This window comes from Phenylobacterium sp., from assembly GCF_036677185.1.
GTDB lineage: Bacteria > Pseudomonadota > Alphaproteobacteria > Caulobacterales > Caulobacteraceae > Phenylobacterium.
Genome location: NZ_JAKFEN010000019.1, coordinates 88,370 through 109,279, shown reverse-complemented (window position 1 = coordinate 109,279; position 20,910 = coordinate 88,370). Strand labels below are relative to the sequence as shown.

Below are 20,910 nucleotides of genomic sequence, written 5' to 3'. Positions count from 1 at the left end.
CGGGCGGCGTCATAGAACCGACCAAGTCTAGGGCGAGGTTCCAGGCGGGCGGGGGCCCACCCTGTGCGCGGCCGGGAACGGTCGTGGAGACGCGCATGCCGCCGCCCAAGGACGATCCGCCCAGTCCGTTCGCCGCCAACTCAGCCTGGGGCGGTCAGCCGCGTCCGGTGTTCCGCATCGGGCCGCTGCCCAAGGCCGCAAGACCTTCGCCGCCGCCATCGCCGCCCCGCAGGCCCTCCCTGGCCTATGTCGCGCCCCAGCCGACCGTCGCCCTGCCGCGGCCCGGAATCCTGACCGGCTCGCTCATTCCGGCGGCCGCGCCTCAGCCCCCGGTCACGGCGCCTCGCGTCGCGGTCCCGCCCGCCGCCGTCGCCAGGACCGAGCCGCCGCAGGCCGCCGAGCCGCCGCCGCCGCCGCCCGCTGCGGCGGTCGAGGCTCCGGTCTTCAATTCCATTCTGCCGAGAACCGCCCCGCGACGCGCGCCGAACCGCCTGCCGCTGGTCGCCGGAGCCGGCGCCCTGGCGGTGATCGCGGTGGTCACGGTGGTGACGATCGCCGCGCGTCAGGGCACGGCGGCCGCCGACCGCGCCGTCCGTCCTGCGCCGGTTCAGGCGGCGGCAAGCATGCCTCCCGCAGCCGCGCCCCTCGAGGCCGCCGCCGTCGCCCAATCCGCCCCGCCGCCCGCCTCACGACGCGCGGCGCTCGCGGCGCCGCGCCGTGCGTCGGCGCGAGCCTCACAGCCGACCCCGACGCCCGCCGAGATCGACGACCCGCCGCTCGTGGTCCCGCCGCCGGAGACCGCGCCGCCGCCTGTCATCGCCGCGCCGCCGGCCGCCCCCGTGGTGGTCGCCCCGCCGCCCGATCCGGAAGCAGCCATGGCCACCCGCACCCCGAACGACCGGTAGAGCTTGTTCCGTAAGGCCTGAGTGACATTCCAGAGGCGATGGGAGCCTCCCGCGGTGGTATGTCCCGCGCGACACGCTCCTCCGCCGACGGCCCGCGAGTCGGCGAACGCGGGTTGACTCGGACCCCTCCGGCTCCCATTTGCCCGCCAAGGCCGGGACGCGACCGAAATTCGGGCGCCCTGCCGAAAAATCGGATCGCGAGCCGGGTTATTTCGAGACCGGCGTTCCGCCAGCTATGCTGCGGCGCAATATATATTTTCAGCTATAAGTAGAAAATCGCGCAAGATTACTTATGCAGCACATTGTGCACTGCAGCAATGCTGCGGGTCGCGAAGCATGCCCTGGGTCGGCCCTCGGAGTAACACCCCTTGACGCCCGTAATAGGGGTTGCCAAAGGACCCCTGCCGCACGTCTAACATGGCGGTTAAGACTTCAGCTTCCCTTCGGGGAAACCGAGGTCGCTCCCGCCTTCGGAACGTTGCGCTTCACGAGTTCGTTGAAGCGTTGGCGTAACGGGTCGGGCGCAGCGAAAGCGGCTCTGGCGTTTTGTCCGGCGGTTACCGGACGAGCGGCGGGCTTTAACTAGGGTGGAGACGCTCTCGCGCGACGACCCTCGGTCCAAACGTGCTAGACCAATCAGGAACTGGCGACAGATGCTCGACAACAAACGACTGACCCCTTTCATCGCTCTCATCGGCGCGGTTGCGCTGATGGCGAGCGTGCCGGCGTTCGCGCAGGAAGCCGCCGCTCCGGCCGCTCCCGCCGCCGCCGACGCCGCCGCGGCTCCGGCCGCTGATGCCGCCGCGGCCCCAGCCGCGGATGCTGCGGCTCCCGCCGCCGACGTCGCCCCCCCGACCATCGAGCATGCCGGTTCGCTTACCGTCGTGCAGATGTTCCTCGACGCTCAACCCGTCGTGAAGGTCGTGATGATCGGCCTGATCCTGGCCTCCATCCTCTCCTGGACCCTGCTGGTCACGAAGATGATCGAGTTCAGCTCGCTGAACAAAGCCTCGGACCGCTTCGTCGAGGCCTTCCGCGGCGCCAAGTCGATCAACGACATGGGCCGTATCGCGATGTCCGAAGAATTCGAAGGCAATCCGCTGGCCGACATGGCCGCCGCGGCGGCCCAAGAAGTCGAACTCTCGCGGCAAGCGGGTCTCGCCGTCACCGGCGCGCACCGTGAAACCACCATCCACCGGGCGGAAGCCGCGGTTGGCGCGGTTCAATCCAACCTCGCCAAGCGCCTGTCCAGCGGCATGCAGTTCCTGGCCTCCGTCGGTTCGTCCGGTCCGTTCATCGGTCTGTTCGGCACCGTCTACGGGATCATGAACTCGTTCATCGGCATCGCGAACACCAACACGACCAACCTGGCCGTCGTCGCCCCCGGCATCGCCGAAGCGCTTCTCGCCACCGGCATCGGTCTGTTCGCCGCCATCCCGGCGGTTATCTTCTACAACTACTTCCAAACCCGGATTTCCGCTTACGGCTCGCGGACTGACGGATTTGTCGCCGAACTGATGAACGCCATTTCCCGGCAGCTCGACAAGGGAGCCTAACCGCCATGGGAGCCAAACTCTCAGGTTCTGGGGGTGGGCAAGGCTCGGTAGAGGCGATGAGCGAAATCAACGTGACGCCCTTCGTGGACGTTATGTTGGTGCTCCTGATTATCTTCATGGTCGCGGCGCCCATGGCCGCCGTGACCGTGGAGGTGGCCCTTCCACCGGCTACCGCCAAGCCTTCGACCAACCCGCCAAAGCCGGTCTATATCAGCATCCAGGCGGGTGGCAGCATCTACCTCGGGGACAGCAAGACTGACCTTGCCGATCTGGGCGACGACCTGCGGACCAATATCGGAAAGCGCAACCCGGAGAAGGAACGCATCTTCATCCGCGCCGACAAGAATGTTCTCTACGGAGACTTCATGGGCGTGATGAACATGCTTCAGGACAACGGGTTCTACAGCGTGGCCCTTATTGGCCTCGAAGAGTGAGGGGGGTGACGAATGGCTGAAACCACCGACACGACCCATCACCGCAGCGTCTTCGATGAGCCGGTCAAGAAACGGAACACGGGCGTCACCGTCGCCATCGTGCTTTCGGTGATCGTCCACGCGGGCCTTATCGCCTACCTCTACAAGTCGAAGTTCGAGCCGAAGTACAAGGAGTACTCGGATGATGTGACGGACGTGGCGATCATCAAGCCCGCTCCGCCGCCGCCTCCGCCGCCTCCGCCTCCGCCTCCGAACACGCCGCCGCCTCCGCCGCCGAAGCTGCAACCGCGGCCTCCGGTGAACGTGCCGGCCGACATCCCGACGATCCCGCCGCTGCCGGTTCCGCCGGTCGAAAAGCGGATCGAGGTTCCGGAGCCCCCGCGGGCTGCGCCCCCGACCCCGCCGCGTCCGTCGGTCATCACGAACCCCGACTGGTCGCGTCGTCCCGATGCCGAAGCTCTGTCCCGGTACTACCCGGAACGGGCTCAGCGGATGGGCGTCGAAGGCCGGGCGACGATCAGCTGCACGGTCACTTCGAAGGGAACGCTGGAGGGTTGCTCCATCGTTTCCGAAGATCCGGCCGATCAGGACTTCGGTACTGCGACCCTTCGGGCGAGCAAGCTGTTCAAGATGCGGCCGAAGACCCAGGACGGCGCCCCTGTCGAAGGGGGAACGGTGCGGATTCCGCTCCGTTGGACGCTGCCCAAGGGCTGACCGCGACCAAAGACCAACGATCAAACCCCGGCGGCGCGAGCTTCCGGGGTTTTTTCTTGGCCCGGTCCGCCGCCGGGGTGGGTGGGTGCTTGATCGAACCGTCCGGCGCGACTAGAAGAACGCCTCGCGATGCGCCGCCTTAGCTCAGTTGGTTAGAGCGCTAGATTGTGGATCTAGAGGTCCTCGGTTCGAGCCCGAGAGGTGGTACCATCGCGCCGTTCCCGGAATGCCGGGTTCCCAACATCCCTAGAGGCTCAGGTTGAGCAGGGCTGGGTCGCCGCCCTGGGCGGTGATGTTGACGCTGACGGCGCGCTCAATGGCGTAGCGGGTGAGCGAGTTGGGGCCGCCGGCCTTAGGCCCGGTCCCCGACAGGCCCTCGCCGCCGAAGGGCTGGACGCCGACCACGGCTCCGATGATGGAGCGGTTCACATAGGCGTTGCCGGCCGGGACCAGGTCGCGGACCTGGACGGCGAAGGCGTCGATCCGCGAGTGGACACCCAGGGTGAGGCCGTAGCGCGACGCCGCTAGTTCGCCGGCCACCTTGGCGAGGTCGGCCGGGCGATAGCGGACCACGTGCAGCACCGGGCCGAACACCTCGCGCTCCAGGAAGCTCGCCGACGGGATCTCCGCCAGGACCGGCCCGAAGAAGGTCCCACCCTGCGGCGCCTCCAACTGGTGCAGGACCTTGGCCTCGCGCTGCAGGCGCGCCAGGTGCGTGGTGAGCAAGCCATGGGCCTCGGCGTCGATCACCGGGCCGACATCGGTGGCGGCGTCGGCCGGGTCGCCTAGGACCAGGGAGTCCATCGCCCCCTTGATCCCTTCGATCAGCATGTCGGCGGTGTCGGTGGGCAGGAACAGGATGCGCAGGGCCGAGCACCGCTGGCCGGCCGAGCTGAAGGCCGAGAGCACAACGTCGTCGACGACCTGTTCCTTCAGCGCCGTGGTGTCGACGAACATGCCGTTCAGTCCCCCGGTCTCGGCGATGAATGGCACGATCGGGCCGTCGCGGCCGGCCAGGGCCTGGTTGATTCGCCGCGCGGTGTCGGAGCCGCCGGTGAAGGCCACCCCGTCGCAGCCTGGATGGGCGGTCAAGGCCGCGCCGACGGTCTCGCCTCGGCCGGGTGTCAGGGCCAGCAGGCCAGGCGGCAGGCCGGCCTCGTGGAACAGCGCTACCGCCGCCGCGGCGATCAGCGGGGTCTGCTCGGCGGGCTTAGCCACCACGGCGTTGCCGGCGGCCAGGGCCGCGGCGATCTGGCCGGTGAAGATGGCCAGCGGGAAGTTCCAGGGGCTGATGCAGACGAAGACCCCACGGCCGTGCAGCTCCAGCGTATTGGTCTCGCCGACCGGCCCCTTCAGGGTCTCCGGACCCCCGAACTTCGTCAGGGCCAGGTGGGCGTAGTAGCGGCAGAAGTCCGCGGCCTCGCGCACCTCGGCCACGCCATCGGCCAGGGTCTTGCCGGCCTCGCGGGCGCAGATGGCGATCAGCCGGTCGCGATGGGTCTCGAGGATGTCGCCCATGGCCCGCAGGATCTCGGCGCGGCGGAATCCACCGAGCTTGTCCCAGGCCGGCTGGGCGGCCCTGGCGGCGGCGAAGGCCGCGTCGATGTCGGCGGCCGAGGCCTCGCTGGCCTGGCCCACCACCAGGGCGTTGGCGGATGGGCTGAGCACCGGCTGGGACTTGACGCCGGCGCGGGGCTTGCCGCCGATCAGCGGGCCGGACGACAGGGGTTCCAGGGCGCGGGCGGCGGCGGTCAAGCGGGCGGCCTCGTCGGGGATGGAGAGATCGACGCCCAGGGAGTTCTTCCGCTCCGCGCCATAGATGTCGACGGGGCGGGGGATTTTCGGGTGCGGCCCGATCCCGGCCTTCTCCACTGCCGCGACCGGATCGACCACCACGTCCTGGGCCGGCACCCGCTCGTCCAGCAGGGCGTGCACGAAGGAGGTGTTGGCGCCGTTCTCCAGCAGGCGGCGCACCAGATAGGGCAACAGGTCCTCATGTCCGCCAACGGGGGCGTAGGTGCGCACGACGGCGCCGGCGTGCAGGTCGTCGGCGGCCTTGTAGAGCGCCTCGCCCATGCCGTGCAGGCGCTGGAATTCGATCTTCACTCCGGCCTCGGCGGCCATGGTCTGGACGGCGGCCAGGGTATGGGCGTTGTGGGTGGCGAACTGGGCGTAGAGGTTCGGCGCGGCGGCGATCAGCGCCCGCGCGCAGACCAGATAGGAGAGGTCGGTCGCCGCCTTGGTGGTGAACACCGGATAGTCGGGCCGGCCGCCCACCTGGGCGCGCTTGATCTCGCTGTCCCAATAGGCGCCCTTGACCAGCCGCACCATCAAACGCCGGCCGCTGGACCGCGCGATCTCGGCCACCCGGTCGACGGCGAGACGGGCGCGCTTCTGATAGGCCTGGACGGCCAGGCCCAGGCCTTGCCATTCGCCCAGCTCGGGCTCGCGGGACAGCCGGTCCAGCAGCTTCAGCGACAGGGTCAGCCGGTCGGCTTCCTCGGCGTCGATGGTGAAGTTGATGTCGTGCCGGGCGGCGATCAGGGCCAGGCGCTTGGTGCGCGGGTAGAGCTCGCTCCAGACGCGGTCCTCGTGGGTCGCCTCATAGCGCGGCGACAGGGCCGAGAGCTTCACCGAAACCCCATGCCCGGCTTCGGGACCCGCGCCCTTCGACGCCTTGCCCACGGCCTCCAGGGCGTCGGCATAGGCCTGCTCGTAGCGGGCGGCGTCGGTGGCGGTGCGCGCGCCTTCGCCCAGCATGTCGAAGGAGCAGATCTGACCCTCCTTACCGGCGCGCTTCAGGGCCGCCTCGATGGTGCGGCCCAGGACGAACTGCTCGCCCATGATGCCGATGGCCTGGGCCACCGCCTTGCGCACCACGGGCTCGCCGATCCGTTCCGCCAGCCGCTTCAGGAAGCCCGGCAGGTCGTTGCGGGCCTCGTCGTCCACCTCGACCAGCTTGCCGGTGAGCATCAGGCCCCAGGTGGAGGCGTTGACGAACAGGCTGTCGGACTGGCCCAGGTGGCTGGCCCAGTCTGCGTTGCCGATCTTCTCGGCGATCAGCCGGTCGCGGGTGTCCTGGTCGGGGGTGCGCAGCAGGGCCTCGGCCAGGCACATCAGCGCCAGGCCCTCGCGGGTGCCCAGGCTGAACTCCTGTAGGAAGCTCTCGACCACGCCTTGGCGCTTGGCCGACTTGCGGGCGGCGCGGACCAGGTCTTCAGCCTCGGCGCGCACGGCGGCCCGCTGCAGCATCGACAGGGGTTGGGCGGCCAGCAGGGCGGTGACCGCATCCGTCTCGTCGCGATACTTGGCGGAGAGGTCGTCGAGGGCGGTCCAGGAGGTCATGGGGCGCGGCCTTGAAAGATTGAAGATTCTATCGTCCGGCGTATCGCTTGTGCTATCGAATGTCCTGCGGATGTATGGCTAATCGGCCGGATATAACTACGAAGCGAGTCGAAAATGCCGAACGATGTGCAGTTGGATGAGGTCGACCGCCGCCTGCTGCGGGTGCTGCAGCGGGACGGGCGGATCAGCAACCTCGACCTGGCCCAGCAATGCCACCTCTCGCCCTCGGCATGTTCGGATCGTGTCCGCCGCCTGAAGGAGCGCGGCGTGATCCTGCGATACTCGGCGCTGCTGGACCCCAAGGCCATCGACCGGGCCCTGTTGATCTTCGTGGAGGTCCAGCTCGACCGGACCACCGGCGACACCTTCGCCGAATTCGCCCAGGCCGCCCAGCGTAGTCCCGAAATCCTCGAATGCCACATGGTGGCCGGCGGTTTCGACTATCTGATCAAGGCCCGCGTCCGCGACATGGAGGCCTATCGCAGCTTCCTGGGCGAGGTCCTGGTGCGCATGCCGGGCGTACGCGAGACCCGCACCTACGCCGTGCTGGAAGAGGTGAAGTCGGTGACCGAACTGCCGGTCTAGTACCCGGTCGCGAACGACACCAGTCCCGTCACCGGTTGGCCGGCGCGGAAACGGGCGATGTTCTCGGCGGCCCGCAGGGCGCCGCTGGCTGGGTCGGTGATCGCCGCGGCGTGCGGGGTGATGGTGATCTTCGGGTGGCGCCAGAACGGGTGATCGGCGGGCAGGGGCTCGGTCTCGAACACATCGAGGACGGCGTGGCCGAGCTGGCCTGACTCCAGGGCCGGGATCAGGTCGGCCTCGGCCAGGTGTCCGCCGCGTCCCACATTGATGATCGCGGCGCCGGGCCGCATGCGCGTGAAGGTCGCCTGACCGAGGATTCCCCGTGTCTCCGGCGTCAGCGGCAGCAGGTTCACGACGATCTCGCTACGGGCCAGGAGTTCGCCCAGATCGCCGCTCGACCGCGTCCAGCGCGAGACCGGAAAGCCCAGCGCTGTCAGCGCCTTGCCGCAGGCTCTTCCCATTTCGCCATAACCCAACAGGCCGACCGGGCGTCCCGTGGTCGGGGGTTGTGGCAGCTTGCGCCAGAGCCCTCGCGCTTGCTGGGCCGCGTAGGCCGGCGCCTGGCGGTGCAGGGCCAGGACGTGGGCGGCCACGGCCTCGGCCATCTGGGCCGCCAGTGTCGGGTCGATCAAGCGGGCGAGGGCCACATGGCGGGGCAGGGCGGGGTCAGCCATCAAGCCGTCGATCCCGGCCCAGGCCGACTGAATGAACTTCAGATTCGGCAGGGTCGCGAGCTGGCCCGGCGGGGGATTGGCGACTACGGCGATCTCGACCGCGCCGCGATCGTCCGGGGGGCCCAGGGTTACCGGCTCGCCGAGCGCCAGCTCCAGCAGGCCGCGCCAGAGTTCGGTCGCCTCGGGATCCAGGCGCGACAGGAACGGGATGGTCATTCAATCCTCCGGGCCTTGCGCGTGGGCACCGTTCGGCGCGAGGCTCGCGCGCATGAAACTGGATTCCTCCGACTCCGCCATCCTCGACCGTCTCGCCGGTCAGGAAACCGATCTCGTCGGCCGCGCCATCGACTGGTGCGCCATCGGCTCGGGCAGCCGCAATCTTCCGGGTCTCGAGGCCCAATGCGCCGTCTTCCAGGGTGTGCTCGGCGACCTGCCGGGCCAGGTCGAGGCCTTGCCCCTGGCCGACAGCCACGAGGTGGCCGCCGACGGTGAACTCAAGGCCCAAAGGCATACGCCAGCCCTGCGCCTGACCGTGCGGCCCGACGCCCCGGTGCAGGTGGTGCTCACCGGCCACTACGACACGGTCTATCCGGCCGAGAGCGGCTTCACCAAGGTGGTGACCCGCGCCGACGGGGCGCTCAACGGCCCCGGCATCGCCGACATGAAGGGCGGCATCAGCGTGATGCTGGCCGCGCTCGCCGCCTTCGAGCATCACCCGGCCCGCGACAGCCTGGGCTACCGTGTCCTGCTGTCCCCCGACGAAGAGATCGGCTCGCTCGCGTCGGCTCCGCACTTGGCGGAGCTGGCGCGCGGGGGTCATGTGGGCCTGACCTACGAACCGGCCATGGCCGGTGGGGCGCTGGCCGCCCAGCGCAAGGGCTCGGGCAATTTCCATGTGGTGGTGCGAGGCCGCGCCGCCCATGCCGGCCGCGACTTCGACAAGGGGCGCAACGCCATCGCCGCCGCCGCCGACCTCGCCACGCGCCTGGTCGCCGCCAATGGCCGGCGGGAGGGCGTGACCCTCAATGTCGCCCGCATCGACGGCGGCGGGCCGTTGAACATGGTGCCGGACCGCGCGGTGGTGCGGTTCAACATCCGTCTGCCCGACCGCGAAGCCGGCGAGTGGGCGCTGAAGTTCGTTGAGGACGCCGTGGCCGCCACCGCCGCTGAGGGCATCGAGGCCGAGCTGCATGGCGGCTTCACCCGTCCCGCCAAGCCGTTCACCCCGGCCCAGCAACAGCTGTTTGGGGCCGTGAAGGAAGCCGGCGCCCTGCTCGGCCAGGAGATCACCTGGGCCTCGTCGGGCGGGGTATGCGAGGGCAACAACCTGTTCGCCGCCGGCCTGCCCAATGTCGACACCTTGGGCGTCCGGGGCGGCGACATCCACAGCGAGGCCGAGCACGCCTGGCCCGAGAGCTTCGTCGAACGCGCCCAGCTCTCCGCCCTGATCCTCGCCAAGCTCGCCACCGGCGATATCCCGGCGGCCAAGATCAAGGCCGCGATGGGGGACGCTTAGAACCATTCTCTTGGCTGAGGCCGCGCTTGCAAGCCACCTCCTCTCCACCCGTCTTCCGGGGGGAGAGGGTAGGGTGAGGGGGGCATCTCCGCCGCACCGAGCTTGTTGGTAGACCGAGTTGCGCCGCTTCGCGCCGCATCCCCTCACCCTACCCTCTCCCCTTGGAAGGGGAGAGGAGGTGGTTGTCCGACATCAGCGCCCCGTCGTCACCGGCGTTCCGCGATAGGGCTTGGCGTCCTTCATCAGGATGTGGCTGGCGATCTTGTCGACGCCCAAGCCCTCCTGCAGCAGGCGGTCGGCCAGTTCGCCCCAGGTCCGCACATCGGGCGCCACCACCTTGATCAGGTAGTCGAAGGCGCCCGAGACCTGGGCCGCCTCCACCACCTCGGGGATCTGCGCCAGCACCGCCTCGAAGGCCAGCAGGTCGGCGGGGCGGTGGCTCTTGAGGGTCACCTCGCCGAACACCGTCACGGTGGGCCGGATACGCTCGATGTCGAGGCGGGCATGATAGCCCTGGATCAGGCCATCGGCCTCCAGCCGGCGCACCCGGGCCAGGCAGGCGCTCGCCGACAGACCCACCTGCTCGGCCAGGGCCTGGTTGGTGATCCGGCCCTGGGCCTGGAGAATCGCCAGGATCCTCAGGTCCAGCCGGTCGAGTGCAGAATATCCGTCCAAGGCCCCCACTTCCCGCATGATCTGCGGCCTGACCCCCGGTCTTCCGCCGCCCATTTCGCACAAACCCTAGCACAATAAGCCGCTTGAGCTTCGATCATTCTGCGGAGGATTTCATGATCGCCACCGGCGTCGTCATCCGAGCCGCGGGAGCCCACGACCTCGAGGCCCTGCACGCGCTCGCCAAGACCGCGGGCCTGGGCATGACCAACCTGCCGTCCTGCCGCGACAAGCTGGCCGCCCTGCTGGCTGGCAGCGCCGCGGCCTTCGCCGGCGCGCGCGGCCACAGCCAGCTGCTGCTGGTGCTGGAGATCGGCGACGAGGTGGTCGGCACCGGCTGCATCTTCCCCAGCGTCGGGGGGGAGTGGCCGTTCTATTCCTACCGCATCGGCCGCATCCGGCAGAGCTCCCAGGCGCTCGGCAAGAGCGTGGACAACACCCTGCTGACCCCGGTCAACGACTATGACGGCTCGGCCGAGGTGGGCGGCCTGTTCGTGCGGCCCGGATTGCGCGGGGTGGCCGGCGGCCGACTGATGGCTCGCAGCCGCTATCTGTTCATGGCCGAGCATCGCGACTGGTTCGGCGACCGAGTGGTCTCGGAACTGCGCGGCTATCAGGACGAGGACGGCGTCTCGCCGTTCTGGGAGGCGGTGGGCAAGCGCTTCTACGGCTTGGAGTTCTCCGAGGCCGACAAGATCAGCGTCGGCGCCGGCAAACAGGTGATCGCCGACCTGGGCCCGAAGTATCCGATCTATCTCAACCTGCTGTCGCCGGAGGCCGCGGCCTGCGTCGGCCAGTGCCATCCCGACGGCCTGCGCGCCCAGGCCCTGCTGATGGAGGAGGGGTTCCGCTTCGAGGGATGTGTCGACATCTTCGACGCCGGACCGACCATGGTGGCCGACATCGACAGCCTGAAGGCCGTGCGCGAGAGCCGGGTCTCCACCGTGGCCGCCGTCGAGCCCTGCGAGGACGGGCCGGAGATGCTGGTGGCCGCCGGCCATGCGGCCGGCTTCAGAGCCTCGCGCGGCCGGATCTGGAGCGGCGAGGCAGGCGTCACCCTGACCCCCGACCTGGCTCGGGCGCTGAATGTTCAAGTCGGAGACCGCGTGCGTCATGTCGAATTCTGAGTTCGTCTCCACCGATCCCTGCACCGGCGAAGTGGTCTGGAGCGGTCCGGCCGCCTCGGCCGCCGAGGTGGACGCCGCCGTGGCGCGGGCCCGCAAGGGCTTCGCCGCCTGGTCGGCGACGCCCCTGGAGGAGCGCTGCCGGATCGCCCGGGTCTTCGCCGACCTCGCCCGCAACCGGCGCGAGGAGATCGCCACCCTGATCAGTCGTGAAACCGGCAAGCCGTTCTGGGAGACCCTGACCGAGGCCGACACCGTTTCGGCCAAGGTCGAGGTGTCGATCCGCGCCCAGGCCGAACGGGCCGGAGAGCGGACCGGGGAGGCGGCCGGCGCCCGCGCGCGCCTGGCCCACCGGCCGCACGGGGTCCTGGCGGTGATCGGGCCGTTCAACTTCCCCATGCACCTGCCCAACGGCCACATGGCGCCGGCCCTGCTGGCCGGCAACGCCGTGGTGTTCAAGCCCAGCGAGAAGACCCCGGCCAGCGGCGTCCTGCTGGTCAAGCTGTGGCGCGAGGCGGGCGTCCCCGCCGATGTCCTGCAGGTGCTGACCGGCGGGGCCGACACAGCCAAGGCTCTCGTCGCCCACGAGGGCGTCGACGGGGTGCTGTTCACCGGCGGCGTCTCGGCCGGCAAGGCGATCCACGTGGCGCTCGCCGACCAGCCGCAAAAGATCGTCGCCCTGGAACTGGGCGGCAACAATCCGCTGATCGCCTGGGACGTGGCGGACGCGCAGAGCGCCGCCCACCTGATCGTCCAGTCGGCCTATGTGTCGGCGGGCCAGCGCTGTTCCTGCGCCCGACGGCTGATCGTGCCCCAGGGCGCGGCCGGCGACACCATCGTCGGCGCGCTCACCGCCCTCATCGACCGCATCAAGGTCGGCGCGCCGTTCGACGATCCCCAGCCCTTCATGGGCCCGGTGATCGACCTGGCCTCGGCCAAGAGCCTGCTGCTGGCCCAACAGCGCCTGAGCGGCGTGGCGATCCGCGAGCTCCAGCCGACCACCCCGGACCGTCCCTTCCTGACCCCCGGCCTGGTCGATGTCACCGGGGTCGCGGTCCCCGACAGCGAGAATTTCGGCCCGCTGCTGCAGCTCATCCGCGCGCCGGACTTCGACGCCGCCATCGCCACGGCCAACGCCACCCGCTTCGGCCTTGCCGCGGGCCTGCTCAGCGACGACGAGGCGCTCTATCGCAGGTTCTGGAATGAGGCCCGCGCCGGCATCGTCAACTGGAACCGCCCGACCACGGGGGCGGCGGCCACCGCGCCCTTCGGCGGACCGGGCCTCTCGGGCAACCACCGGCCCAGCGCCTATTACGCCGCCGACTATTGCGCCTATCCGGTGGCCAGCCTGGAGTCGGACTCCGCCCAGTTCCGGATCAGCACGGGCCTGGCCGCGTGACGACCGTCGAGATCAATTTCGACGGCCTGGTCGGGCCGACCCACAACTATGCGGGCCTCTCGGTCGGCAATGTCGCCTCCCAGACCAATTTCGGCGAGACCGCCTATCCGCGCGCCGCGGCCCTGCAGGGCCTGGCCAAGATGCGCGTGGTCATGGACCTGGGCCTGACCCAGGGCTTCCTGCCGCCGCCGATGCGGCCCGCCGCCGACGCGCTGCGGCCCTTCGGCTTTTCCGGCTCCGACGACGAGGTGCTGGCCCGCGCCGCCGCGGAAGATCTCGCCCTGTTCCGCGCGGTCTGTTCGGCCTCCAGCATGTGGCGCGCCAACGCCGCGACGGTCCTGGCGGCCCCCGACACCGCCGATGGCCGGATCCATCTGGTCACCGCCAACCTCGCCGGCATGCTGCACCGGAGCTTTGAAGGCCCGGAGACCCATGACCTCTTGCGGCGGGTGTTCCGCGACCAGGCCCGCTTCGCCGTCCACGCCCCCTTGCCCTCGGCCCGGCATTTCGGCGACGAGGGGGCGGCCAACCACATGCGGCTGGCGTCTAGCCATGGGTCGGCGGGGATCAACGTCTTCGCCCATGGCGAGCTACGCGGTGGGGCCTTTCCCGAACGCCAGAGCCGCCGGGCCAGCGAGGCGGTGGCCCGGCTGGCCGGTCTCGCGGACCCGCTCTTCGCCCTCCAGAACGCCAAGGCCGTCCAGGCCGGGGCCTTCCACAACGACGTGGTGGCCGTCGCCAACGAGAGCGTGCTGCTGACCCACCCGGAGGCCTTCGAGGACGCCCAGGGCCTCTACGCCGCCCTGCATGGCCGGCTGCCCAGCCTGCACGTGGTTGAGACGCAGGGGGTCAGCCTGGCGGACGCCATCACGTCCTACCTGTTCAACTCCCAGCTCGTGACCCTGCCGGACAGCGCCATGGCTCTGATCCTGCCGGTCGAGGCCCGCGAGAACGCACGGGTCTGGGCGGAGGTCGAGCGGATCGTCGCCGCCAACAACCCCATCTCCAAGGCGGTGGTGGTCGACGTGCGCGAAAGCATGCGCAACGGCGGCGGCCCGGCCTGCCTGCGGCTTCGCGTGCCGGTCGACGAGGCCGCCCGGGGCGGGATCGATCCGCGCTTCCTGCTGGACGAGGCGCGCTGGGAGCGGCTGACCCGCACGGTGGAGGCCCATTGGCCCGAGGCCATCGCACCGCAGGATCTCACCGATCCGGCCTTATGGGCTCAGGCCCGCGCGGCCCACGCCGCGCTCGAACAGGCTATCGACGCCTAGATCGAATACGACCAGGTTTCGGCCTGGCCGCGGGCGTCGTCCTGGGGCGCGATGCGGCGGCGCGCGACCATCTGGGCGTGCAGGCGCTGGATGCACAGGCTCGCGGTCCTCTCGAACCAGAAGGGAAAGACGGCGTGGATCAGGCACGCCAGCCCGGCCGCGACCATCTCCGCGCCAAAGCCGCCGGCGTGGCCCAGGTGCTCGACATAGGTCTCGCCCACTGCACTCGGATGCCGATTGAACGCGTCCAGCATCTCGCCCTCCTGGAATGTGATGGTCCGAGAGTGCCTCGAGGTGGCGAGAAAGGCATTGTCTCATTCGCCGCCTGAACGTCAGAATAGAGAACATCATTCTCATCAGGCGGTCCATGACGTGTCAGACGTTCTCCTCGACCCGATAGATCGGCGAATCCTGCGCGAGCTGCAGGCCGACGCCACCATCCCCGTGGCCGAGCTCGCCGAGCGGGTCGGCCTGTCCCAGACGCCGTGCTGGAAACGGGTCAAGCGGCTCACCGACGAGGGGGTCATCGAGCGGCGGGTGGCTCTGCTGGCGCGCGAGAAGCTGGACCTGGGCCTGGTGGTCTTCGTCTCGATCAAGACCAGCCACCACGACGAGGCCTGGATCGCGGCCTTCGCCAAGGGGGCGGCGGCCTTGCCCGAGGTGGTGGAGTTCTACCGCATGGCCGGCGAAACCGATTATCTGCTGAAGGTGGTGGTCTCCGACATCGCCGCCTATGACCGCTTCTACAAACGCCTGATCGCCACCGCGCCGCTGAACGACGTCTCCTCCGCCTTCGCCATGGAGCAGATCAAGTTCACCACCGCCCTGCCGCTCTGAGGGATGATGAACCTCTACGACCTGCTTGCCGCCCGCTTTCCCGCCGACCGCACCAAGCCCGCATTCCTGCTGGCCGACGGGACCGCCGTCTCCTACGGCCAATTCGAGGACGATGTGGCCCGCACGGCCGCCCTGCTGATCGAGCACGAGGTCGAGCCCGGCGACCGCATCGCCCTGCAGTCGGAAAAGAGCCTCGCCGCGGTGGCGGTCTATCTGGCGACGCTGAAGGTCGGGGCGGTCTTCCTGCCGCTCAACACCGCCTATACCGAGACCGAGGTCGACTACTTCCTCGAAGACGCCGAGCCGGTGCTGTTCGTCGAGGACGCCGAGGCCTTTGTCGCCGACGCCCGGACCCGAAAACCCCGCCTCCAGACCACCCCCCGCGACGACGCCGACCTGGCCTCGATCATCTACACCTCCGGCACCACCGGCCGTTCCAAGGGCGCCATGCTCAGCCACGGCGCCCTGGCGGCCAACGCCCAGGCCCTCCATAAGGCCTGGGGCTTCAGCCCCGACGACGTCCTGCTGCACGCCCTGCCGATCTTCCATGTGCATGGCTTGTTCGTGGCCCTGCACTGCGCCTTCCTGTCGGGCGCGCCGATGGTCTGGCTTCCGAAGTTCGACGAAGGCCAGGTGCTGGCGGGGCTGGCTCGGTCAACGGTGATGATGGGTGTGCCGACCTTCTACACCCGCCTGCTGGCCAATCCGGGCTTCACCCGCGACGCCGCCGGGCACATGCGCCTGTTCATCTGCGGCTCGGCGCCCCTGCTGGAATCCACCTTCGCCGAGTTCGAGGCCCGCACCGGCATGCGCATCCTGGAACGCTATGGGATGAGTGAGGCGGTGATCATCACCTCCAACCCGCTGGACGGCGAACGCATCGCCGGCAGCGTCGGCTATCCCTTGCCGGGGGTGGCCCTGCGCATCGGCGGCGGCGAGGCGACCGGAGTCATCGAGATCAAGGGCCCCAGCGTGTTCGCCGCCTATTGGCGCATGCCGGAGAAGACCGCCGAGGAGTTCACCGCCGACGGCTATTTCCTCACCGGCGATGTCGGCCGCCAGGACCCCGACGGCCGGGTCTGGATCTCCGGCCGGGCCAAGGACCTGATCATCTCCGGCGGCTTCAACGTCTATCCCAAGGAGATCGAGTTGATCCTCGACGAACTTCCGGGCGTCACCGAGAGCGCGGTGGTGGGCGTGCCCCATCCCGACTTCGGCGAGGCGGTGGTGGTCGTGGTCATGGGGCAGGGGGACGAGGCCGCCATGATCGCCGCGGCGCGCGAGAAGCTCGCCGCCTTCAAGACCCCCAAGCGTGTGTTCTTCGTCGAGGAGCTGCCGCGTAACGCCATGGGCAAGGTGCAGAAGAACCTGCTGCGTGAGACCTACGCCGGGACCTTCGCCTGATGCGGCTGATGCATCTGATCGACCGCGAGGAAGTGGCCGCGCGGCTCACCTACGATCTCGCCATCCCCATCGTGCGCGAGGCGATGATCGCGCTTTCGGCCGGAACCACCCGCCAGCACCTGCGCTCGATCATCCCGCTCGCCGCGGGGCGGATGTTCGGGATCATGCCCGGCGCGCTCGGTGAGACCGCGCCCTTCGGCGCCAAACTGATCAGCATCTTCCCCGACAACTTCGCCAAGGGGATCCAGTCACACCAGGGCGTGGTGGTGTTGTTCGATCCCGACAGCGGCGCCCCGGTCTGTGTGGCCCATGCCGGCGAGATCACCGCCATCCGCACCGCCGCGGCCAGCGCGGTGGCCACCGACGCGCTCGCCCGTCCGGAGGCCTCGCGCCTGACCCTGCTGGGCTACGGGGAGCAGGCCGTGACCCACGCCCGCGCCATCGCCAAGGTCCGCAAGCTGACGGCGATCGATGTCTGGGGCCGCGACCCCGGCCGCCGCGAGGCTTTCGCCGCCAGGCTGGGGGCCGAGCTCGGCCTGCCGGTCACGGCCCACGCCGAGGTCGAATCCGCCGTGGCCGGGGCCGACATCGTCTGCACCCTGACCCCAGCCGCCGAACCGATCCTGAAGGGCGCCTGGGTCGCGCCGGGGACTCATCTGAACCTGGTGGGGTCCAGCCATGCCGGTCCGGTGGAGGTCGACAACGACCTGGTGGTCGCCGCCCGCTTCATCGCCGACAGCCGGGAAGGCGTCCTGCGCCAGGGCGCCGAGTTCCTGCGCGCCAAGGCCGCCGGCCTGATCGGCGACGACCATATCGTCGCCGAGATCGGCGAGGTGCTGGCGGGAAAGGTTCCGGGCCGCCGCTCGCCTGAAGAGATCACGGTCTACAAGTCCCTCGGCCACGTGGTCCAGGACCTGGCGACCGCCTGGGCGCTTCATGCGGGGAAAGGCTGAGGCTTATCGGCAATCCGCGTCGCCGAAAGGCGTCTAGGCCAGGGCGTAACCGTCGATCGGCCCCGAGTAGCTGACCTGGTAGCCAAGATCCTGCAACGAGGCGACGGTCATGCGGCTGAGCGGGTCCGGCGCGGCGTCGATATAGCCAGTCATGAGTTCATGGGCGAAGATCGCTTCCGACCAATGCGAGCCGGCAGTGCCGGAGCCGCCGCCGGTTTCTAGCGGAACGCCGGCCGCCGAACCGTCGCCCAGCAGGGCGTTGTATTCCGCGGTTGCCTTGGTGCCGATGAAATTCGTGCCGCTGACCAGGCCCAGATAGGACCAGATCGTCCCGAAACCGACGCTGTGTATCATCTCGTGGCCGACGATTTCGTCGAACAGGCCCTGGGCGAAGAAGTTGGCGGCGTCAGCAATGTCGAACTGCATGGACGCCGTCGCCGGGAGGTAGCTGCCGGTGCGCACCGAGGTGGGTCCGGCCTGGCCGAGGATTCCGCCAGCCCCATCGATGTTCTTCAGCTCGGCGGTGATCAGGATGTCGTCCACCAGGCGGAGCCCGCCCTTCATGATGACATTGACGTTCTGGACGTCGCCGACGATCAAATTGGCCAGGCGGTCGGCCGCGCTCACGAAGACGTCGTGCAGATCCTGGGTCCAGCTGCCGCCCTTGAACTCGATGGTGATGTTGTAGGCGCTCGCTGTCGTCGTGTAGGGCGAAAAGGAGATTCCGCCGCCGCCGCCGCCCCCGCCGCCGCCGGGCTTGCCCGACGCTCCTCCAGCCGCGGCCGCGAAAGCCACGTCCGCCACGTCGATGCGGTGGGTCAGGTCGACGCCGATCAGGTCGGGCGTGGTCTCCGGCAATTGGGGTCGCAGGTCGACGCCGGGCCCGTGGGCGAACCCAAAGCCGGAATTGCCGACACCGTTATCGAATGCAGAGAAGTCGAAACGTTCGGTGGTCGCCATTGAAGCCTCCCTGTTCCTTCAAAGCAGAAGCTAGGCCTCAGAAATGGTTAATTCAAAGAACTTAGTTGCGAGGTGTCAGCTTGGCGTTGAGATCGTTCGCCCGTCCGGACTAGTAACGGAGTTGAACTCAGGCGAGTTTTTCTAATCAAACACCTATCTTGGGTAGTAAGTTTCGGCGAGAGAAGCTGAAGGGCGCCCATGTTGTCGGGCGGAATCCTAAGACCTCTTCGGCGAAATGGGGATGAAGCTGGAGGGGCGCCGAGGCGTTCGGGCGCTGTCAACGCGCCGGTTCGAGGCTGGCGATGTATTGGGCGATCAGGCCGACGCCCTCCTCGTGGACCAGGGCGCGGCCGAGTTCGGGCATCATGACGCCCGGTTCGGTCGACTTCATCCGGTGCAGCAGGATCGAGGCGGCGGGGTCGCCAGGCGCGATGGAGACCTCCAGCCCGCCCGAGCCGCGGCCGGCGGCGACGGGGCGCTTGCCGATCCCGCGGGCCGCGGGTCGGGTCTCTTCCACGTCGAGGAACAGGCCCGAATTGCTGGCCATGCCCTGGGCGCTGTGACAGTGGGCGCAGTTGGCGTCGAGATAGGCCTTGGCGCGGGCCTCAAGGGGCTCGGCTGCGTCGTTCCAGACGGCGGTGCGCGGCGCCTTGGCGGGCTGCGGTGCGGCGGTCAGCATGCCGGTTCGGCTCCAGTGCGCGAGCTGGTTCTCGGGCCCCGACGCGTAGGCGAAGCCGCCGTTCAGGTTGCGCGCCTTGGGCCCCAGGGGCTGAAGCACCCCGGCCACGGCGTGGCACTCCTTGCACTGGTTCACATTGGGCACGGCATAGTCGAATTGACGCGGCCGGCCGGCGGCGTCGATGAAGCTCACATCCAGGCGGGTCCCGGCCCGCTTGAGCGTGGCCACGGTCTGGTCCTCGTTCCAGACATAGGCCAGCGCCGTCCAGCCGTCGGTCCTGCGGATCAGCAGCCGGGTCTCAAGGTAGCGAACCTTCTCGCCTGGCCGGCGGAAATCGGCGGGATAGGCGAAGGTCTTGACCAGGGTCGTGCCTACCGGGAAGTCCAGCGCCCCCGCCGCCGTATAGGCCGCGGCCTTGCCGGGCGGCAGGAAGACGAAGCGGAACTTCTCGGCATAGTCGCTGAACAGCGGGGTGTTCAGGCCGTAGGGCGTCACCCGCCCGTTGGGCGAGCGGGCGCCGGCGTCGACGAACAGGCGGTAGGCGTCCAGGGTGGGGGCCGGCGTCTCGGCCAGCAGGAGGTCCAGGGCCACGGGTGGGGCCCGGGGCGCGGCGCCCAGCAGCACGGCCGCCGCGAGGATCGCGGCCAGCCGTTTCAAGGGATCAGCTGGTCCTGGTCGGCCGGCAGCACCACCGGCTTGGGCTCCTCGATCACCGCGTCGCCTAGGGTCGGCGAGATCTTGGGATTGGCCTCCATCAGGGCGCCGGGCTTGGGCAGGTTGAGATTGACCACCGGCCCGTCGCTCAGCCGCACCCGGACCGCCTCGCTGCCGGGCCAGGTCACGACGCCGTCCCAGATCACCGGCGGCACCGTGCCGCCCAAGGCCTTGGCCAGGATCGCCCCGCCTGGGAAGGCCGGCGCCCAGGCGTTGCGGCCCAGGCGGTTGTTCCGCACCACGATGTCGCGGGGCAGGGGATTGTAGGTCTTGTCGTCGAAGGTCTGGCTGTAGGCGATGAGGATCACCGCGGCGCTGGCGTTGCCGTCGATCTCGTTGTCGAACACGTGGACGTTCTTGTTGGCCATCAGCATGACGCCAGTCCCGGTGGGCACATTGGCGACGATATTGCCCTTGGGCGCGAAGTTGGGCGTGTCGTTGTCGACCACCCTGTTGCGGAAGATCCGGGTCGAATGGCCGCCCATCTGCGGCAGGTTCGGCAGGTCGAACACCAGGATGCCGCCGGCGTTGCGTGTCGCCAGGTTGTCGTAGACGTCGGCGTTCATCGAGTTCTCGATCTCGATCCCGGCGACGTTGAATTCCGCGGTCGAGTTGCGGACCACGATGTTCTTCGACTGGCCCACATAGATGCCGGCGTCCGAGGCGCCGCGCACCGTGACCTTGTCGATCAGCACGTTGGTCGAGGAGACGGGATAGACCCCGTAGGCGCCGTTGGTCTCCTTCGGCCCGCCGGTCCACTCGACCACCAGGTTCAGGAAGCTGATCTGGTCGGAGCCCTTGGCCTTGATACCGTCGCCCTTGGTGTCCTGCAGGGAGAAGTCGCGGACCGTCACGCGGTCGGAGGTGACCAGCAGGCCTTCGCCCGCGCCTTTCTGGCCGGAGAAGGACAGCACCGTCTGGCCCGGCCCCGCACCCCTGACGGTCACGCCGTCGATGTCGAGCGACAGGCCGTCGGTGAAGTCGTAGCGGCCGGCGGCCAGCTCGATCACGTCGCCAGGCTTGGCGTCGATCAGGGCGGTCTGGACCCGCTCCTGGGCGTTCGCGCCCGGCGCCACGGCGAGGGTCTTGGCCTGCGCCGAGCCAGCCGCAAGGACAGCGGCGAGGGTGATGGCGAGCATTCTCATGGCGTCCTCCCAGCGGCGTCTAA

General features: G+C 69.2%; 19 protein-coding genes and 1 tRNA gene. 13 read left to right on the top strand and 7 right to left on the bottom strand.

The genetic code is table 11. From position 1 onward, the window contains the following. The first annotated feature begins 95 nt into the window (after positions 1-95). The 5 genes from V6M51_RS10045 (at position 96) to V6M51_RS10025 (ending at position 3,819) form a co-directional block, all read left to right on the top strand. A complete protein-coding gene (locus V6M51_RS10045; RefSeq protein WP_332766790.1) occupies positions 96-905 on the top strand; it encodes a hypothetical protein in 810 nt (269 codons plus the stop codon). A 653-nt stretch (positions 906-1,558) separates the two neighbouring features. Next, complete coding sequence (locus tag V6M51_RS10040) at positions 1,559-2,461, top strand: MotA/TolQ/ExbB proton channel family protein (protein ID WP_305674819.1); 903 nt, start codon at positions 1,559-1,561, stop codon at positions 2,459-2,461. Positions 2,462-2,466: 5 nt separating this feature from the next. Next, positions 2,467-2,895: a biopolymer transporter ExbD gene (locus tag V6M51_RS10035; protein WP_305674818.1), complete on the top strand. Its 429-nt coding sequence runs from the start codon at positions 2,467-2,469 to the stop codon at positions 2,893-2,895. 12 nt (positions 2,896-2,907) lie between these two features. After that, positions 2,908-3,609 carry an energy transducer TonB gene (locus V6M51_RS10030; RefSeq protein WP_305674817.1) on the top strand — a complete coding sequence of 234 codons (702 nt, stop codon included), beginning with the start codon at positions 2,908-2,910 and terminating at the stop codon, positions 3,607-3,609. Positions 3,610-3,742: 133 nt separating this feature from the next. Continuing rightward, positions 3,743-3,819: transfer RNA gene (locus V6M51_RS10025), tRNA-His, on the top strand. A 36-nt stretch (positions 3,820-3,855) separates the two neighbouring features. On the opposite strand, the gene putA is transcribed toward V6M51_RS10025, so the two are convergent. After that, positions 3,856-6,954 (bottom strand): bifunctional proline dehydrogenase/L-glutamate gamma-semialdehyde dehydrogenase PutA, encoded by a 3,099-nt coding sequence (gene putA, locus V6M51_RS10020; RefSeq protein ID WP_332766788.1) that lies wholly within the window; start codon positions 6,952-6,954, stop codon positions 3,856-3,858. Positions 6,955-7,068: 114 nt separating this feature from the next. Between putA and V6M51_RS10015 the strand changes: the two genes are divergently transcribed. Continuing rightward, the gene (locus tag V6M51_RS10015) at positions 7,069-7,539 is read left to right on the top strand and encodes an Lrp/AsnC ligand binding domain-containing protein (protein WP_332766786.1); all 471 of its coding nucleotides are present in this window, start codon (positions 7,069-7,071) and stop codon (positions 7,537-7,539) included. On the opposite strand, the gene V6M51_RS10010 is transcribed toward V6M51_RS10015, so the two are convergent. Next, entirely contained in the window at positions 7,536-8,429 is an 894-nt protein-coding gene (locus V6M51_RS10010) for a 2-hydroxyacid dehydrogenase (RefSeq protein ID WP_332766785.1), read from the bottom strand. The two genes, V6M51_RS10015 and V6M51_RS10010, sit on opposite strands and share 4 nt — an antisense overlap. 52 nt (positions 8,430-8,481) lie before the next feature. Here V6M51_RS10010 and V6M51_RS10005 point away from each other — a divergent pair, with 52 nt between their 5' ends. Beyond that, positions 8,482-9,729 carry a hydrolase gene (locus V6M51_RS10005; RefSeq protein WP_332766783.1) on the top strand — a complete coding sequence of 416 codons (1,248 nt, stop codon included), beginning with the start codon at positions 8,482-8,484 and terminating at the stop codon, positions 9,727-9,729. A gap of 192 nt (positions 9,730-9,921) precedes the next feature. On the opposite strand, the gene V6M51_RS10000 is transcribed toward V6M51_RS10005, so the two are convergent. After that, a complete protein-coding gene (locus V6M51_RS10000; protein WP_442957849.1) occupies positions 9,922-10,404 on the bottom strand; it encodes an Lrp/AsnC family transcriptional regulator in 483 nt (160 codons plus the stop codon). A 113-nt stretch (positions 10,405-10,517) separates the two neighbouring features. Here V6M51_RS10000 and V6M51_RS09995 point away from each other — a divergent pair, with 113 nt between their 5' ends. The 3 genes from V6M51_RS09995 to V6M51_RS09985 are packed head-to-tail and all read left to right on the top strand — an operon-like array spanning position 10,518 to position 14,195. Next, complete coding sequence (locus tag V6M51_RS09995) at positions 10,518-11,528, top strand: arginine N-succinyltransferase (protein WP_332766782.1); 1,011 nt, start codon at positions 10,518-10,520, stop codon at positions 11,526-11,528. After that, the gene (gene astD / locus V6M51_RS09990; protein ID WP_332766781.1) at positions 11,515-12,924 is read left to right on the top strand and encodes a succinylglutamate-semialdehyde dehydrogenase; all 1,410 of its coding nucleotides are present in this window, start codon (positions 11,515-11,517) and stop codon (positions 12,922-12,924) included. The genes V6M51_RS09995 and astD overlap by 14 nt, the downstream gene beginning before the upstream one ends. Next, positions 12,921-14,195 (top strand): N-succinylarginine dihydrolase, encoded by a 1,275-nt coding sequence (locus V6M51_RS09985; protein WP_332766780.1) that lies wholly within the window; start codon positions 12,921-12,923, stop codon positions 14,193-14,195. The genes astD and V6M51_RS09985 overlap by 4 nt, the downstream gene beginning before the upstream one ends. On the opposite strand, the gene V6M51_RS09980 is transcribed toward V6M51_RS09985, so the two are convergent. Continuing rightward, a complete protein-coding gene (locus tag V6M51_RS09980; protein ID WP_332766779.1) occupies positions 14,192-14,449 on the bottom strand; it encodes a DUF6356 family protein in 258 nt (85 codons plus the stop codon). The genes V6M51_RS09985 and V6M51_RS09980 overlap by 4 nt on opposite strands. 118 nt (positions 14,450-14,567) lie before the next feature. Here V6M51_RS09980 and V6M51_RS09975 point away from each other — a divergent pair, with 118 nt between their 5' ends. The 3 genes from V6M51_RS09975 to V6M51_RS09965 are packed head-to-tail and all read left to right on the top strand — an operon-like array spanning position 14,568 to position 17,389. Then, positions 14,568-15,032: an Lrp/AsnC family transcriptional regulator gene (locus tag V6M51_RS09975; protein WP_332766777.1), complete on the top strand. Its 465-nt coding sequence runs from the start codon at positions 14,568-14,570 to the stop codon at positions 15,030-15,032. A 6-nt stretch (positions 15,033-15,038) separates the two neighbouring features. Next, the gene (locus tag V6M51_RS09970) at positions 15,039-16,436 is read left to right on the top strand and encodes an AMP-binding protein (RefSeq protein ID WP_332766775.1); all 1,398 of its coding nucleotides are present in this window, start codon (positions 15,039-15,041) and stop codon (positions 16,434-16,436) included. Continuing rightward, positions 16,436-17,389 (top strand): ornithine cyclodeaminase family protein, encoded by a 954-nt coding sequence (locus tag V6M51_RS09965; protein ID WP_332766773.1) that lies wholly within the window; start codon positions 16,436-16,438, stop codon positions 17,387-17,389. The genes V6M51_RS09970 and V6M51_RS09965 overlap by 1 nt, the downstream gene beginning before the upstream one ends. Positions 17,390-17,422: 33 nt before the next feature. On the opposite strand, the gene V6M51_RS09960 is transcribed toward V6M51_RS09965, so the two are convergent. From V6M51_RS09960 to V6M51_RS09950, 3 genes are all read right to left on the bottom strand, one after another. Next, positions 17,423-18,349: a leishmanolysin-related zinc metalloendopeptidase gene (locus V6M51_RS09960; RefSeq protein WP_332766771.1), complete on the bottom strand. Its 927-nt coding sequence runs from the start codon at positions 18,347-18,349 to the stop codon at positions 17,423-17,425. 277 nt (positions 18,350-18,626) lie between these two features. Beyond that, complete coding sequence (locus V6M51_RS09955) at positions 18,627-19,685, bottom strand: SO2930 family diheme c-type cytochrome (protein WP_332766770.1); 1,059 nt, start codon at positions 19,683-19,685, stop codon at positions 18,627-18,629. Further along, the gene (locus tag V6M51_RS09950) at positions 19,682-20,887 is read right to left on the bottom strand and encodes a parallel beta-helix domain-containing protein (protein WP_332766769.1); all 1,206 of its coding nucleotides are present in this window, start codon (positions 20,885-20,887) and stop codon (positions 19,682-19,684) included. Before V6M51_RS09950 ends, V6M51_RS09955 begins: the two co-directional genes overlap by 4 nt. Positions 20,888-20,910: the final 23 nt, after the last annotated feature.